General features: G+C 64.3%; 11 protein-coding genes. 4 read left to right on the forward strand and 7 right to left on the reverse strand.

Features of this window, described 5'->3' with window-relative positions; translation table 11 throughout:
• Positions 1-42: 42 nt before the first annotated feature.
• Positions 43-582, reverse strand: coding sequence for a D-lyxose/D-mannose family sugar isomerase (locus GXP39_08585; GenBank protein ID NOZ28094.1), 540 nt, complete (start codon positions 580-582; stop codon positions 43-45).
• A 12-nt stretch (positions 583-594) separates the two neighbouring features.
• Positions 595-1,515: a sugar kinase gene (locus GXP39_08590; GenBank protein ID NOZ28095.1), complete on the reverse strand. Its 921-nt coding sequence runs from the start codon at positions 1,513-1,515 to the stop codon at positions 595-597.
• 661 nt (positions 1,516-2,176) lie between these two features.
• On the opposite strand from GXP39_08590, the gene GXP39_08595 reads away from it, so the two are divergent.
• Complete coding sequence (locus GXP39_08595; GenBank protein ID NOZ28096.1) at positions 2,177-2,458, forward strand: hypothetical protein; 282 nt, start codon at positions 2,177-2,179, stop codon at positions 2,456-2,458.
• 579 nt (positions 2,459-3,037) lie between these two features.
• Positions 3,038-5,044, forward strand: a complete 2,007-nt coding sequence (gene tkt / locus GXP39_08600) for a transketolase (GenBank protein NOZ28097.1) — start codon at positions 3,038-3,040, stop codon at positions 5,042-5,044.
• A gap of 173 nt (positions 5,045-5,217) precedes the next feature.
• On the opposite strand, the gene GXP39_08605 is transcribed toward tkt, so the two are convergent.
• Positions 5,218-6,120: a hypothetical protein gene (locus GXP39_08605; GenBank protein ID NOZ28098.1), complete on the reverse strand. Its 903-nt coding sequence runs from the start codon at positions 6,118-6,120 to the stop codon at positions 5,218-5,220.
• Positions 6,121-6,776: 656 nt separating this feature from the next.
• Between GXP39_08605 and GXP39_08610 the strand changes: the two genes are divergently transcribed.
• Together GXP39_08610 and GXP39_08615 are read left to right on the forward strand one after the other, a co-directional pair.
• Positions 6,777-7,979 (forward strand): glycosyltransferase family 4 protein, encoded by a 1,203-nt coding sequence (locus GXP39_08610; protein ID NOZ28099.1) that lies wholly within the window; start codon positions 6,777-6,779, stop codon positions 7,977-7,979.
• Positions 7,980-8,049: 70 nt separating this feature from the next.
• Positions 8,050-8,529: a VanZ family protein gene (locus GXP39_08615; protein ID NOZ28100.1), complete on the forward strand. Its 480-nt coding sequence runs from the start codon at positions 8,050-8,052 to the stop codon at positions 8,527-8,529.
• Here GXP39_08615 and GXP39_08620 read toward each other — a convergent pair.
• The 4 genes from GXP39_08620 to GXP39_08635 form a co-directional block, all read right to left on the reverse strand.
• Positions 8,390-9,190, reverse strand: a complete 801-nt coding sequence (locus GXP39_08620) for a segregation/condensation protein A (GenBank protein NOZ28101.1) — start codon at positions 9,188-9,190, stop codon at positions 8,390-8,392. The two genes, GXP39_08615 and GXP39_08620, sit on opposite strands and share 140 nt — an antisense overlap.
• Before the next feature lie 37 nt (positions 9,191-9,227).
• Positions 9,228-12,419 (reverse strand): hypothetical protein, encoded by a 3,192-nt coding sequence (locus tag GXP39_08625; GenBank protein NOZ28102.1) that lies wholly within the window; start codon positions 12,417-12,419, stop codon positions 9,228-9,230.
• Positions 12,420-12,702: 283 nt separating this feature from the next.
• Positions 12,703-13,602: a hypothetical protein gene (locus GXP39_08630; protein ID NOZ28103.1), complete on the reverse strand. Its 900-nt coding sequence runs from the start codon at positions 13,600-13,602 to the stop codon at positions 12,703-12,705.
• Positions 13,603-13,604: 2 nt separating this feature from the next.
• Entirely contained in the window at positions 13,605-14,882 is a 1,278-nt protein-coding gene (locus GXP39_08635) for a nitrate reductase (GenBank protein ID NOZ28104.1), read from the reverse strand.
• Positions 14,883-15,220 lie beyond the last annotated feature (338 nt).

Consider the following 15,220-nt stretch of genomic DNA (forward strand, 5'->3'; position numbering starts at 1 on the left):
CGATCTCCGGTGGCCGGAACGCGCGAAGGTGCCTGGAGCCCTCTACTGGACGATGGTGGCGCGCTGGATCTCCGGATCCGTGAAGATGTCCGCCTCGTCCCGGCTGCGGGTGGAGAACTCGGATACCACCGCTCCTTCATCCCCGGCCTGGAACCAATGGAGCGTGTCCGGGGGCAGCGTGTACTGGTCACCGGGGTTCAGCACGATCTCGTGCCAGACGGTGTAGGTGTGCTCCCGACCCTTGGGTGGACGCGCTTTGGGATTGGGTGTGGGCTCCCCAGGGACGTAGAGGAACACCTGCCCCCAGCGGCAGCGGAAGGTCTCCTCCTTCCCAGGCTCTCCTTCCACCGGCGGATGCCGATGCTCGGGGCACGTCTGCCGTGGGAATAGCACCAGCTCTTTGGCACACACCCGATCGGTGTTCACATACACCACCAGTTGCAAACCGGTGTGTTCCAGGTCTCCCAGCCCGAAGTCCGCCACCTCAATGTGGGCCTCCTCCTCCGGGGTGATCACGATGCCCGCACGATCCAGGTATTCCTTTGCCCGCTTCTGCGCGGCGCGATATTCCTCACGCGAGATCATGGTCTCCTCCTACTGGTCTCCCCGGGATTCCATCTCCTGAATGAACGCCCACGTCTCCTCCATGTCACGCACGCCGCTGGTCGCCCCGATGGCGGTTACGCACATCGCGCCCACGGCGTTGGCAAAGCGCGCCGTCCGCTCCAGGTCCCAGCCCTGCACGAGCCCTGCGAGGAAGCCCGCTGCGAAGCAATCGCCTGCCCCGGTGGTGTCCACCGGCTGCACCGGGTAGACGGGCAGTCGAACCGTCTGCTCGCCGTCTGTCACGTAGCAGCCCGCCTCTCCCATCTTCAAGGCCACGATCTGGATGCCGTAATCCAGGAAGAATCGAGCGACATCGGCCGGGTCCTCGCGATCGGCGATCAAACGCGCCTCTTCAAAGCTGGGCACGAAGTAGTCGATGTGGGGGAGACACGGCTCGATCAGGCGCAGCCAGCGCCCCGTGGCGTCCCACGCCGTGTCCAGCGAGGTTGCCACCCCGAGCCGATGGGCGGCCTCCAGCACCGCCGCGGCGTCGGGGCCATCGAATTTGGACATCAGGTTGTGCCCGGCGATGTGCAGGATGCGCCCCTGTTTCACCACGTCCAGGTCGACGTCCGCTTGACGCAGTTCCGCGTTCGCCCCGAGGTAATGGATGAAGCTGCGTTCCCCGTCGGGGCCGATCATCACCATGGTCGCCGAGGTGTTGGCCACCTGATCTCGCACGACGCCCGTCGTGTCGATCCCGTGGTCCTGGAGCGTGTGGATGATGTAATCGCCGAATCCGTCCACGCCGACCTTTCCCATGACCGCGGTGCGGATGCCCAGCTTGGCCAGGGCGATGCCGGTGTTCACCGCGCATCCGCCCGTGTGCAGCTCCATCCGGTCCACCAGGTCCAGTTTGCCGCGCTCCGGCAGACGGCGGACCGGCCGGGCCAGCACGTCGGCTACCATGATGCCCAGACAGATCACATCAAAGGGTCGCCTCTCCTGTGCCGCTTCCACGATCGTCCCCTCCCGTGTCGTCTGTGGGCTCCCTTGCTGAAGAGGGCGCGTTGGGAGACACTGGATGATGTGCGGTGGATTTGCCCGACGGCGGAACGGCGCGGGGCAAACGAGGGTTCATCACCACCGCCCGACATTTTACCCCAAAACCGTGAATTTGGTAAGGATGGCGGCGCCTGGGGTCAGGGCTTTTTCAAAGTCAGTGATGGAAATCGGGATGGTAGGAACACCCCGCGTGTCGCCCGACGCAAGACATTCCCCTGATCATCGACCGAGAGAAAACGGCCCTCATCCCCCAAACCCCCTTCTCCCGAGCCCGGGGAAGGGGGCTCAACGGTGGGTGGGGTACGTCTGGCCACGTCGTGTGCTGGGGGAAACCGAGAAGATGCGTATACAGACACGACACCTTGCCTCGTCCCTGCAGGCGCACAGAAGCAACGGCACCCAGACACACTCTTAGCATCTCTCTATGGTAAGAAAAGGCATGTTAAGCACACATACAACGCTTACATGTAATATCCATGGGTAACCGTCACTTCCCGAGAGTTGTCAAAATATCGTAAAGTGCATTATAATGTTTTAACATCACGAGCAAGCAGGAGGTACACACATGGTCGAGTTTCGGAAGCTTGATAAGGAGACAACAGCCGCCCTCTTCGAAAAACCAAAGCGAAGCAAGGTTGCCGAAGAACGGGCAAGGATCCGGGAAGAATACAAGCAATATCTATCTCAACTCGAGGTAGGCGAAGGGGGAGAATTGGTACTGGGCGAAAACGAGAAAAAGGTCACGGTCAGGAATCGACTCAATCGTGCGGCGAAAGAGCTCGGCATCACCCTGGAATACAAGCGCACTCGAGATCCCGTCGTCAGGTTTCGCGTCGTATCGAAGTGAAGTGAACGACATCCCTATCGGATCATAAGGGCCATAAAAGCCCCTTCTCGGCATAGCAATCGAAATGGGGACGACGATCGTCCCGCGACGAACGACGAAATCCCCAGGATTCCGCTCACGCCCTCACGAGGAAGAGAGGTCCCCGCTCCCCGCCAGGATAGCCGGAGCCAGGTGAGCGCCGCAGGTATCCCATCATGGGGCATACGGCTTCATGCCCACCCCCCTCCAGCGCACGTTGACGCTCTCCCGATCATTGGCAGATCCTTTCGCCAGGGAATCGCGTCGCGCCCCGATCTCCATCTCCTGGACGCCCATCCTTTGGCGGGTTCCTCTCCTCCAGTTGTCTTTGTCCTCTACTCGTGCTATCATGCGCTCGCCTTTCAAAACTCAACCCATTCCATTTTCCATCCACGAGACCGGCGCAGCACATCGAAGCGCAGGCCGTGGGAAGGGGCTTGCCCTTGCTCCGCCTGCAAGCGGGGAATCCCTCCTGGCGCGTCTCCCTAGAGACCGGGGGACAAGCTTCCCCCACGACCATGGCTGCGTGCAACGCCATTACGAGACCAAGGAGTCTGGCATATGCAGAGATGGACACCCGAACTCGAAAACCTGTGCGTGAATACGATCCGTACCCTGGCCATAGACGCCGTTCAGAAGGCGAATTCCGGCCACCCCGGCATGCCCATGGGAATGGCCGACGCGGCATTCGTCCTGTGGGTCAAATTCCTGCGCCACAACCCCAGGAATCCGCAATGGGTGAACCGGGATCGCTTCATCCTCTCGGCCGGGCATGGCTCTATGCTGCTCTATAGCCTGCTCCACCTCACCGGCTACGACCTCCCCCTGGAGGAGCTGAAGCGCTTTCGCCAGTGGGAGAGCAAGACGCCCGGCCACCCCGAATACGGCCTGACGCCGGGCGTGGAGACCACCACCGGGCCACTGGGCCAGGGCTTCGCCAACGGGGTCGGTATGGCGCTGGCCGAGCGACTGCTGGCCACCCGATTCAACCGCCCCGGGTTCGACATCGTCGATCACTACACATACGCCATCGTCAGCGACGGCGACCTGATGGAGGGGATCTCCCACGAGGCGGCCGCGCTGGCAGGGCACCTCCGACTGGGCAAGATCATCTATCTGTACGACGACAACGGGATCTCCATTGACGGCCCCACCAGCCTGGCGTACAGCGACGACGTGGCCAAGCGGTTCGAGGCCTACCACTGGCACGTGCAGCGGGTGGATGGACACGATCGTAAGGCGGTCGAGGAGGCGATCCGGGCCGCCCAGGAGGAGACGGAGCGCCCCTCCCTCATCATGTGTCGCACCCACATCGCCTACGGCAGCCCCAACAAGCAGGACACCGCCGCATCCCACGGCGCCCCCCTTGGCGAGGAGGAGGTCAAGCTGACTAAGCGCAATCTGGGGTGGCCGGAGGATGCGGAGTTCTACATCCCCGAGGAGGCGCTGGCCGTCTTCCGCCAGGCCGTGGACGAGGGAGCTCAGCGGGAGCAGGCATGGAATGAGCTGTTCGCCCGCTATAAGGCGGAGCATCCTGATCTGGCCGCCGAGTTTGAGCGCGTGATGGCAGGCGAGCTGCCCGAGGGCTGGGACGCCGACCTGCCCGCTTTCTCCGCCGGGGATCCGGACATCGCCACCCGGGCGGCCTCTGGAGCGGCCCTCAACGCGCTGGTCCCCGCCATCCCGGAGCTGATCGGTGGCTCCGCCGATCTCACACCGTCGAACAACACGCGCGCCAAGGGGATGCAGGAGGTCAAGCCCGGCGACTTCAGCGGCCGCTACATTCACTTCGGCGTGCGAGAGCACGGCATGGGCAGCCTCCTCAACGGCATCGCGCTTCACGGCGGGCTGATCCCCTACGGCGGCACGTTCATGGTCTTCTCCGACTACATGCGTCCCCCCGTACGCCTGGCGGCCATGATGGGGATACGCGTGATCTTCATCTTCACCCACGATTCCATCTTCGTCGGCGAGGATGGCCCCACCCACCAGCCCGTGGAGCACTTGGCCGCGCTGCGCTCCATCCCCAACCTGGTGGTCATCCGCCCGGCCGACGCCAACGAGACGGTGGAGGCGTGGAAGGTCGCGCTGACCCGCAGCGGCCCCACCGCGCTGGCCCTCACGCGCCAGAAGCTGCCCATCCTGGACCGTTCCCAACTGGCCCCCGCCACCGAGTTGCGCAAGGGCGGCTACACCCTGGTCGACGCGCCCAACGGCCAGCCGGACGTGATCCTGATCGCTACCGGATCCGAGGTGGCGCTGGCGTTGCAGGCCCGTGATCTGCTGGCCGCCGACGGGATCCAGGCCCGCGTCGTGAACCTGCCGAGCTGGGAGCTGTTCGAGGAACAGCCACAGAGCTATCGGGATGAGGTGCTTCCGCCGGACATCACCCGACGGGTAGGCGTGGAGGCGGCCGTGCGTCTGGGATGGGACCGCTACATCGGGCCCGAGGGGATCTTCATCGGACTGGACCGCTTCGGCGCCTCCGCCCCGTACAAGATCCTGGCGGAGAAGCTCGGGTTCACACCCGAACGCGTGGCCGAGGCCGCTCGATCGCTGATGAGATAGAAGCTCCTTTCCTGCCTTTGGCCTGCTACGCCCGGTCCCGAAGGTGATCCATGTCGGGACCAGGCAGGCAAGAGGCAGAAAGAAAGGGGTCCTCTAGCCCACCTAGGGAATCCAAAACCCGGCATCTGGCAGATGCCGGGTTTCTTCGTCTGCACGAACACACGAAAAGGCGCTCACTCCGTCTGAGCCAGGATCGGCGCCAGCGCTGATTCGATGGCCGCCTCGTCCGTCACGTCACACGCCACGTCCGAGAACAGGTACCATCGCTCGACATGGGTGACCGAAGCTCCCGGCTCCAGCCAGACCAGCGGCCCCAACGTCTCCAGCTCCAGGAAACGCTCGTTGGTGTAGCACTCCACCGTACAGCCGTTGTCCGGATAGGTCGCCCCGGGCTGATAGTCGAATCGCTTGAGGAAGAGCTGTCCGTCATTCCAATAGGCGCACCAGCCGTCCGTCGCGCTGATGCCGAACTTCGTCGGGCCCGCCCCGTTCGGATCCTGCCGCAAGGTCACGAACTTGGTGCCCCAGTGCCAGCGAGGGTCGGCCATGTCCGTATACGGCCACAACATGATCGTCCGGTTGGGCAGCAACGCCGTGGGATCCGGCGCCTGCGGCTGCGGGACGATCGCCACGCCGTTGAGGGCCATCACGCTCAGCGCCCATGGGGCGATCTGGATCGTCCACAGCCCCTCGTTGCGCAACGTATGGGTGACCTCGAACCGCCCGGAGGCCAGGGACACAGTCAGGGTCTTCTGGATATATGTGGTCTTCTCCAGGGGCGGGATCAGGATCAGGGTATCCCCATCGGCCTTCACGGTCACCGGCTCGTTGTCCGGGTAATAGGAGCGCGGCATGGCCTCGGGTGCGTGCCAGAAGCGATGCCCGCCGTACAGATGCCACTCATCGCCCCCGGTGAGCCCCATCTCCTCCTCCAGCCCGCCAAAGAGGTTCGCTCCCCCCACAAAGGCCAACCGCACGATACGAGGGCCTACATCGCTGGTGGCCACCACCTCGATCCGGCCATCGGTCAGCCGATAGCAATTCGGCCAGCCGGCGTACTCCACGCGTTCGATCATCCTTCGCCTCCTTCGTATCCCGAGCGCATCGCTCCGGGAACCCTATTTTTCCGGCCTGTACCTGCCTTTCTCGGCCCTTTCCGCAGGACTCAGGCCGAGGCCAGGCAGGTCGAGGGCAAAAGAAGGGCTTTTTCCGGAGAGGCTTCGCCCCTCCGGGCCTCCCCCCACAGCAGAAGCAACAGCATCTTTCAGACACACTCTGAGCGACAGGTGTCTGAGGACATCCTCAGCTGCGTGCCCCACTCCAGCTCGCACCTGCCCCTCTCGGCCCTTCCCGAAGGACCCAGGCCGAGGCCGGGCAGGTCAAAGGCGAGAGATGGGCCTCTTCCGAAGGGGCTTCGCCCCCCCGGGCCTCCCCATGACAGGAGCAACAGGATCGCTCAGGCACGCTTTTAGACGAAACGGCCGGCGCGCATGCCGCCCTGCGCATTATAGCAAACGCCCCAGGGCAACTCAAGGCCGGGTCAGCGAACTTCCTCTCTCCCGGCCGCCTTCCCTCGATCCTGGGAGCAGGCGGCTCAACCACGAGTTGATTGCGGCGGCGCAGCCGCTTTGCCCCCAGCCGAGTTCTCACATAGAATGGGCGAGGGAATCCACCCCGAGCACACCGGAACCTGGAGCTACCCAGGTCCGTTCCTTTCTGAGGGAGAGCGATCGTGCGCGTGACCATGGTCGGGCCGTTTGGAATGCGCACCCGGGGCACGATGTGGCGCCGCGCCGCACCGATCGCTCGCGCCCTGGCCCGGCGCGACCATCAGGTTACCGTGGTCGTGCCCCCCTGGGACAGCCCCAGGGACGCGGGCCGGATCTGGGAGGACGACGGCGTGCGCATTGTGAACACGCCCATCGGCCATCCGGCCCGGATCCTGGGCTGGATGCTGTGGGAGGTGCTCGACGGCCATCCCGACGTGGTGCACATCTTCAAGCCCAAGGCATACGCCGGCTTCGTCCTCCAGCTCCTGTGGCACGCCCGGCAGCTCGGCCTGTGGCATGGGCGACTGATCCTGGACGCGGACGATTGGGAGGGATCGGGAGGATGGAACGAGCGCCTGGGCTATCCGGCCCCGGCGCGCTGGCTGTTCGCCTGGCAAGAGCGCTGGGGATTCCGGCACGCCGACGCGCTGACCGTCGCATCGAAGTGGCTGGCGGCTCAAGCCCACGCACTGGGAGCCCAGCGCGTGGCCCACGTGCCCAACGGCGTGGACCCGGCCATGTATTCGAAGCGGCCGAGCCGCGCGCCCGATGAGCCCACAGCACTCCTGCTCACCCGGTTCGTGGAGTTCACGCCCGCCCAGCTGGTGGACATCTGGAGTCCCGTGCACGCCCGGCTGCCCACAGCGCGCCTCATCGTGGCCGGGGACACGACCGGGGACCCGGGCAGGATCGCCAGGCGCATGATGGCTGCCGCACTGCCCCGGGCGCACGTCCAATGGCGAGGCCTCGTCCCCTTCGCCGATATCCCATCGCTGTGCGCCCAGGCAGACGTGGCACTCTTCCCGGCCGGGGCCCACCGGATCAATCGGGCCAAATGCCCGGCGCGCCTGGCGGATGTGATGGCCGCCGGGCTGGCCGTCGTGGCCGCCCGGATCGGGGAACATGAGACATACGTGCGCCACGGGGAGACCGGACTACTCGTCCCGCCGGGGGACGACCAAGCGCTGGCCGATGCCGCGATCGCCCTCCTGCGGGATCGCCCGCAGGCCCAGCGCATGGGAGAGGCCGGCCGGCGGCGCATGATGACGCGCTTCACGTGGGAACGGCTGGTGGAAACCGTGGAAGATATCTACAATGGCGCGAAGAGACGCCACCAAGCGAGACCCATTGCCCTGCCTGACGGCGAGGGGATCCAGGAGAGGTAAAGGCGACAGCGTCCAGCCCTAATCCATCATGAGCACGCCCGATATCCACACACGAGGAGACACGAACGCGATGACGACCTATCCATCCCGCATACGTCGATGGCTATCCAGCAAGTGGGGGCATTGGCTTCCCCCCATCGCCTGGATGGGAGTGATCTTTCTGCTTTCCTCCAGGCCGGATCTGCCCAACCTGACTCCCGGCCTCCCCGATCTGCAGAACGTGCTTGCCCACATGACCGAGTACGGCATCCTGGCCTACCTGCTGGCCCGCGCCCTCGACTATGGCCGTTATGTCAACAGAACGCACCTATGGACGATCGGGGTCGTCATGCTGTACGCGGCCAGCGACGAATGGCATCAGAAATTCGTGCCCGGCCGCCACGCGGACCCGGTCGACTGGGTTGTGGATGTCACGGGAGCGTTGCTGGTTCTGGGTCTGCGCCATTGGTGGATACGTCGGCAAAGGACGACCAATCGACGCCCGGCACCGGCCGAATCAGGATATCCCCAAACAACTGAGGCTGCTCGACGACGATCCTCTGACGCTTGATCAGCTCCAGGACGGCCAACAGCGTCACGGCGACCTCCACGCGATGGGTCGCACGATCCAACAGATCCCGGAAGCGCACGACGGAGCGCTCCCGCAATAGCCGCCCGGCGAGCATGATCTTGTCGTGGATGGTGATGGTCAACGGCTGGACGACGGGATCGGCCGGAGCGGGGGGTTTCTCCGCCAACACCTCCTGCATGGCGATCAGGAGGTCTTGCAGGGAGACGTTCCCCAGGTCCAGTCGCCGCTCCACGACGGGGGCCGAAGCCACCCGCACATACGCCCGCAGGCCCTGTCGCTCCCGATCCCGCAGCTGCTCGGCCACCATCTTGAAGCACTTGTACTCCCGCAGCTGACGCGCCAGCGCCTCGCCCGGATCCTCCTCTTCCTCCTCATCCTCCGGAACCTCCGGCCTGGGGAGCAAAAAGCGAGACTTGATCAGGATCAATCGCGCTGCGATCACGAGGAAATCGGCCAGCACCCCGGCCTCCAGCTCCTCCAGGCGCGAGAGGTAATCCAGGTATTGCTCCGTCACCTGGGCCAGCGAGACAGCCGAGATGTCCAGCTCCTCCCGCTCGATCAGGTGGAGGAGCAGGTCCAAAGGCCCGTGAAACACGGGCAGCTCGATCTCATAAGACGGCAGGTTCCAGACAGGCGGCATGATGTCTACGCCCCCGGGCCGAAAGGATGTGGGATCGTCATACGTCAAAGGTCCGGAAGCGACGTCCGGAGGCGACCAGTTCATCCAACATGGCCTTGGTCTCCTCCTCGTTGGCGCCGGCCAACCGCTCGACCTTGCAGCCGGCCAGCCGCAGGCGCTCCTCATCCTGCCAGGAGACGCCCGCCACCCCGCCCACGATGGTGACGTACTCGGCCTGCATGGCGTCCTCCACCAGGAAGCCGCAGGTCGGCCGGAAGTGCCGGATGTAATTCTGGGCGTTCACCCAGTCCGCCTTCGCCCAGTAATCCGGGCTGCGCCACCAGAACAACATGTAATGCCCGATGGTCTTCTGCGCGCTCAGCTGCCCGGCCTGCACCGCCTGAATGCGCCGCACCAGCATCTCCCGCCAGTGCGCCCCGTCCGCCCACTGATCTCCCGGGCAGGCCGTGTTCTGATCCGGCATCTCCTTGTGGCCCCGTACCCACTCCAGCGGAATGTCCAGCTCCTGCATCAGCCAGGCGATCAGATGCCCGCCCCGCTCGATCTGGGCGGGCGTCGGCGTCACCTCCGTGAAATCCCCGGCGAAGGCCACCCCGACGCTGTATCGGTTCTGCCCCTTTACGTGCGCCGACACCGTCTCCAACCAGTTGGTCTGCTCGATGGTGCCGTCCGGATTGATGAAGAAGTGATATCCGATGCCCGGCCAGCCGTTGAGCTCCACGTGCGCCTTGGCCACCTGATAGGCGTTGATGCCGGGCGAGACGGCCGTATGGTGCACGACGATGGCGGTGATCTCCGAGCGATCTCGCGTGTCATAGACGTTCTCGGGATCGTCGCTCTTGGGCAGCTCGTCCACGATGACCCGGAAGGCGGGCTTGGGGATCGGCCCCGACGAGATCTCGTTCAGGCGCCGACGCAGGGCCTCCACCTCGCGCTCCAGCTCCTCAACCCGAGCCTCGGCGCGTTCAGCTCGCTGCTCCGCCTCCGCCAGCGCCTCTCGGAGCTGGGCCAGCTCCTCTTCCAGTTCTGAAGGGGGCGCAGAGGGGTATCGCAGCTCGCGCACCTTCTGGAGGAGCGTATCCTTCCAGCGCGCCCCGTCCAGCCATTGATCCCCGGGCGACTGAGTGGAGATCAGCTCGGACAGGCCCACGATCGATGCCTCGGGGAGATGTAGCTCCTGCAAGAGCCAGGCGCTCAGCCAGGCGGCCGCCTCCAATTGCTTTGACGAGGGCACATCGCCCATGAAGTTCCCGGCGATATAGATGTTCACGCCCTCCACCGACCAGGTCTGCTGCCCGTCCACCACCTCGTCCAGCGGCTCCGTCTGCAGGATCCGGCCATCTCCCGTGATCAGGAACTGGCCGGCGAAGCCCGGCAACCCCCGCTGACGGTGCTCGGAGGCCAGCTGCTCCACCGGGACCGAAGGCGACGTGGCGGTATGATTGAACACCAGGTACCGGATCCGATCCAGCGAGCGCTTCGTGAAGCCGTCCGGATCTCGATCGAGCTGATCGACGACGTCGGTGATCTCCGGCCGGGGGACCTGAGCGACCGGTAGCCCCTGCTCCAGCTGATGGCGCAGCCGCTCGATCTCCTGGGTCAGCTCATCGATGCGTTGCTTCAGCTCCTGGACCTGCTGACGAGCCTGGTATGCCTCGCTGCCGGCCGGCCGCAGCCGAATCTGCCCGTCGACCAGCTCCAGGATCATGTATTCAAAGTACTGGGTCTCATATCCCGTTTGCTCATCGGTGAACTGCGGGGATACGGGCATCCCCACCACATCCACGCCTTTCTCACGGAGGAAGGCCAGGAAGGGGCCGCGTACCCACTGCCCCGTCTCCTCGAAGTACTCCTCATCCAGGGGCGTCACCTTCACCTCGACTTTCAGCGGGTCGCTGCCCTGATCCCGGAACCAGGTCACCCCCTCCTCCACCAGGTCCCACTCCAACGAGAAGGTACCTCGCTGGGGAGGAGCCGCCACCTTCGCCGTCACCTCGACGATCTCCCCGGAGGCCACATCCCTGGGCAGCTCGCTGCGGAAATCATGTTCGGGCGGCAGCAGCACCAACTGGCCGTCCGAGTCGAACCAATGGAAGCCGACGTGCACGGGATTGGCCCCGTCGTGCCGCCAGGTGCGAGATCCCTGATTCTGAAGGCGCAGGTGAACCGTGTAGACCTGCCCCGTCCACATCTCCTCCGGCGTGTCGTGCGAGAGGAAGGCGACCCGATAGGGCTCCTGCACCGGCGCCTCTCGCCAACGATAGTCGTTGTCCAGCGCCATCAGGAAGTCCTCGATCACCTTCTGCTTCCCCTCGATCACCCACTGATCCCGGGGCGGCCACCGGTACAACGCCAGCAAACGGATCTGCTGGTGTCCCGGCTGCTGGTTCCACCAGTTGATCTCCGCGTACGCGTTCCGGACCCACCCGCTGTTCACATCGGCCCACGGCACGTTCTGGTCCGTCTCCGTGATGTACACGGGCAGATGCCGCATCGACGCGGGGATGGCGTTCATGAAATCGCGGTACGCGTAGAAGTTGTAGTACCGGTTCTCGAACGGCGGCCCCATCCTCGCCTCGCTGTAGATCAGGTTCGGATCGGAGCCATGGGTGTAGGTATGCAGGGTGATGCCGTCACATTCGTCCGGCCCCAACAGCCGCAGCACATCCTCCAGGTAGACGACCCAGTCGCCGCTCTCGTTGCCGGGATAGGCGGTCGCGTTGTTCCACGGGGCCGGGCCCGCCACACATACTTGATCCTGCTCATGCCCCGGCACGCGCTTGATCGCCTCCCGGCACAGCCGGTAGCATCGCACGTAGAGTTGCGGCGTGATGATCTCGCCCGGGTTCACCACCCTCGGCGGGGAGACGCTGTAGTCGATCTGGACCCCCGGCCGCTCCACGGCGTGATTGGGCTCGTTGCCGATGATCCAGATGTGCGCGCCGCGCGAGGCCGCCACGAAGTTGGCACATCGCTGCGCGAATGCCTCATACTGGCTGGAATACGGGATCGTGCCGTTGGGCTCATAGCCATGATTCAGCCGGACGATGATCCCCAAATCCTGGTCGGACCACGGCCGATAGTCCCGCCCGGAGTGATTGTTGGGGTCCGCCCCCAGCTCCTCCGTGAACACGATCCAGCCGGGCTTTCCCTTGGCAAGCATGTACCGCTCGCCACCCTCCTCGTGGATTCCGAAGATATAAGGCGAATCACGCAAAGGTCGAGGCATAGCACGCTTCCTTTGTCAGTAGGAGATGGCAGCTCACCATAACATCCAGGATTATACATTAACCTTTCGCGACTGTCCATTGCTTGGTGCCATGACGACGCTCCATGGACAGATGGCCAACGCTCACCACAAGATGCCTTCCCCGAGCAGGTGAAGCGCCCGGCGAGACCGTGTCCCCCACAGAAGGGGCGTGCCCCCTTCGAACGCGAAGGGGCCGGCAGCGGTTCGCTGCCAGCCCCTATGGATACCTCGGCTATGCCTGATGCGGCTCAGGTCCCTCCGTTCACGCCTCGCCGGGATGGAGCAACGTGAGCAACCCCAGCATTCCCATGTTGGAAAAGAGCAGCGGCGCCAGGAAGGGAGCTCCTCGGATGAACCGTTCGGGCACGATGGCGTTCCCCCCCACCAGGTTCGCCTGGATATGCAGCACCGCGCCCACCACGCCGACCACGATGAGCAGCACCATGGCCCCGACGTATACCGACAGATCGGCCCGGGTGGGATGATCGATCGCTCCCACGGCCAAGGCCACGACGGTGGCGAACACGCCGGCCGCCGTCGGGACCCACAGCCACGGATTCTCAAAGCCGGTGCGGGCGTGATCCAACACACTGCTGATGACCGTCGCCAGCGTGCCCAGGCTCACCCAGAACATGTAAGCCCGGGTCTTGCTGTACGGCATGCGCAGGCGCCAGCCACGTGGCAGGATGAGCACGCCGCTATCCGGCGGATCCTCCACCCAGGCGGCGCTGATGCCCAAGATCCCCACCAGGGTGAAGGTCAGCGGGCCCAGGATGGGCGGCCCCCACACGAACAGGCTCAGGAAGACGCGCTGGCCCGGCGGGGCGTTCGGCAGGGCGATGCGCACCAGATGGAAGTAAGCGCCCAGGATCCCCACCACGATGCTGGCCAGCAGCGTCAACGTGGCGATCACCGTCGCCTGAGGCCGTCGACGCAGCGCGATGAGCCCAGCCAGCAGCAGCAGCACGCCGGCGACCGGGCCGAAGATGATGGGGATCCATTCATACGGGCGGATGGTTCCGCTGATCTTGTGCGCCAGATACGTATCGATGCCCAGGAAGATCTCGTTGATGGCCGCCATCAGCAGCATCCACTGATCGCGGGTGAAGAGCAGCCTCCGGGCACCTCGGAATATCGGGAAGACGGTCGCCAGATGGTACATAGCTACTGCCCTGCCTCCTGCAGCTTCTCCTCGGCCATCTCGCGCAGCTCGGCCAGATCGTTCAGGATCTCATAGACGCCATGCCACTGCACGTAGTCGGGGCCTTGCATCCAGACGCCGAACTTGGCCGTGCGTCCCCAGTGATGCCACAGGTTGAAGTAGGTGAAGTCGATCGGTTCGTCGAACGGCTCAGCCGTCAGCAGGCCACGCTCCTTGAGGGGTGCCACGATCTCGTTGCTCTCCTCCACCCAGGCGTTCACCGCCTCGGTGGCCCGGTCGGCCGCGTCGAAGAAGTCCTTGATGAAGTTCTCGTTGTGGCACTCCCGACACACGTTCTGCATGCGTGTCTGGTTATCCTGCCAGCTCGGCCGACGCTTGCTGATGGGGGCGAACAGGTACCAGGTCAGGCGATCGCCCACGTCATGCGTCGTGCCGCTGGCGCCGAAGCCGCTCATATGACACGTTGCACACGTCGGAGCCGGGAAGTCGCTCACCGTCAACGTGCCAGGCTCGGCATCCCAGTTCCAGCGGTCCCCACCGGTCATATAGGCGATCCCATGTGGCGACTCCTGGTAGATCTCCCACTGCGGATGATCTGGCCCGATGTGGCAGGCGTTGCACGTCTCCGGCTTGCGAGCCTGCTCCAGGCTGAACTCATGCCGCAGGTGGCACTTCTGACACTGGCCCACCGAGCCGTCGGCGGCCGGCTTGCCGATGTTATGGCAACTCTCACAGGCGAAGCGGGTGATGTCGGGGCCCTCCATGGCGTACAGGGCGTTCCGCATCCGATCGGGGTTGAAGCCGCCCTCCGGGACCGACTCATAGACCGAGAGCAGCTCGGGCGTCAAGTCCTCCGTGCCCGCGTAGGCGACATAGGCCGGAAGCCCATGACGGCTCTGGTTGAACTGGGCCACCTCCACGGAGTGACAGCGCTCGCAGATGGCCGTGGTGGGGCTGCCCAACACGTAGGTGCCCTCGTGCTCCTCCGCGCCGGGGTAGTCGGCCTCCACCTCATGGCAATCTCGACAGGTGATCTCGGCGGCGGCCATGGAGCTATAGCCATACTGCTCGATGATGCCTGGCGTCGTCCGACGGTGGCACGTCACACACTCGTCATCGCTTTCCGCCAGGGCGTTCACACGCTCGGGCTCTACCTGGGTGAGCGAGCCTCCCACGGTGACCGCGATGAGGGCCACGCCCAGCACGACGATCACCGCCACCAAACCGAGGATCAACACACGCGCAGAACGAAACCAACCGCCTTGTGTGTCTTGTCCCATTCGCCTCCTCCTGTATATAGGGTTGGATAGATCAAGGTAGATCCGACAGGGTCAAAAGATCGCCTGAGGAAAGAGAACGTGGGCGGATAGCCAAGGAGGATACATCCCCGTTAACGTCTCGTCATATCCCTCCTTTCGTCGACGTGGTGTGAAATAGCGAACAAGCCGAGGCGCTGCTATTATACTCAAAAACGAGAAATTTGTCTATTTTTTGAGCCTCAATGCGCAAGCCGCCACCAAAACCATCCAAAGCCGGCCAAATTCCGCTCACACGCTCATTCTATCCTCTTCTCGCCCCGATGCCTACATGACTTAAGTCCGGTCCCGCTGGCAAAACC

The organism is Chloroflexota bacterium (assembly GCA_013152435.1).
GTDB lineage: Bacteria > Chloroflexota > Anaerolineae > DUEN01 > DUEN01 > DUEN01.

Coding starts and splice junctions, on each gene's coding strand:
- GXP39_08635 (NOZ28104.1), bottom strand. CDS start 14,882: ATGGGACAAGACACACAAGGCGGTTGGTTTCGTTCTGCGCGTGTGTTG.
- GXP39_08620 (NOZ28101.1), bottom strand. CDS start 9,190: ATGCCGCCTGTCTGGAACCTGCCGTCTTATGAGATCGAGCTGCCCGTG.
- GXP39_08630 (NOZ28103.1), bottom strand. CDS start 13,602: ATGTACCATCTGGCGACCGTCTTCCCGATATTCCGAGGTGCCCGGAGG.
- GXP39_08590 (NOZ28095.1), bottom strand. CDS start 1,515: ATGGTAGCCGACGTGCTGGCCCGGCCGGTCCGCCGTCTGCCGGAGCGC.
- tkt (NOZ28097.1), top strand. CDS start 3,038: ATGCAGAGATGGACACCCGAACTCGAAAACCTGTGCGTGAATACGATC.
- GXP39_08595 (NOZ28096.1), top strand. CDS start 2,177: ATGGTCGAGTTTCGGAAGCTTGATAAGGAGACAACAGCCGCCCTCTTC.
- GXP39_08615 (NOZ28100.1), top strand. CDS start 8,050: ATGACGACCTATCCATCCCGCATACGTCGATGGCTATCCAGCAAGTGG.
- GXP39_08625 (NOZ28102.1), bottom strand. CDS start 12,419: ATGCCTCGACCTTTGCGTGATTCGCCTTATATCTTCGGAATCCACGAG.
- GXP39_08605 (NOZ28098.1), bottom strand. CDS start 6,120: ATGATCGAACGCGTGGAGTACGCCGGCTGGCCGAATTGCTATCGGCTG.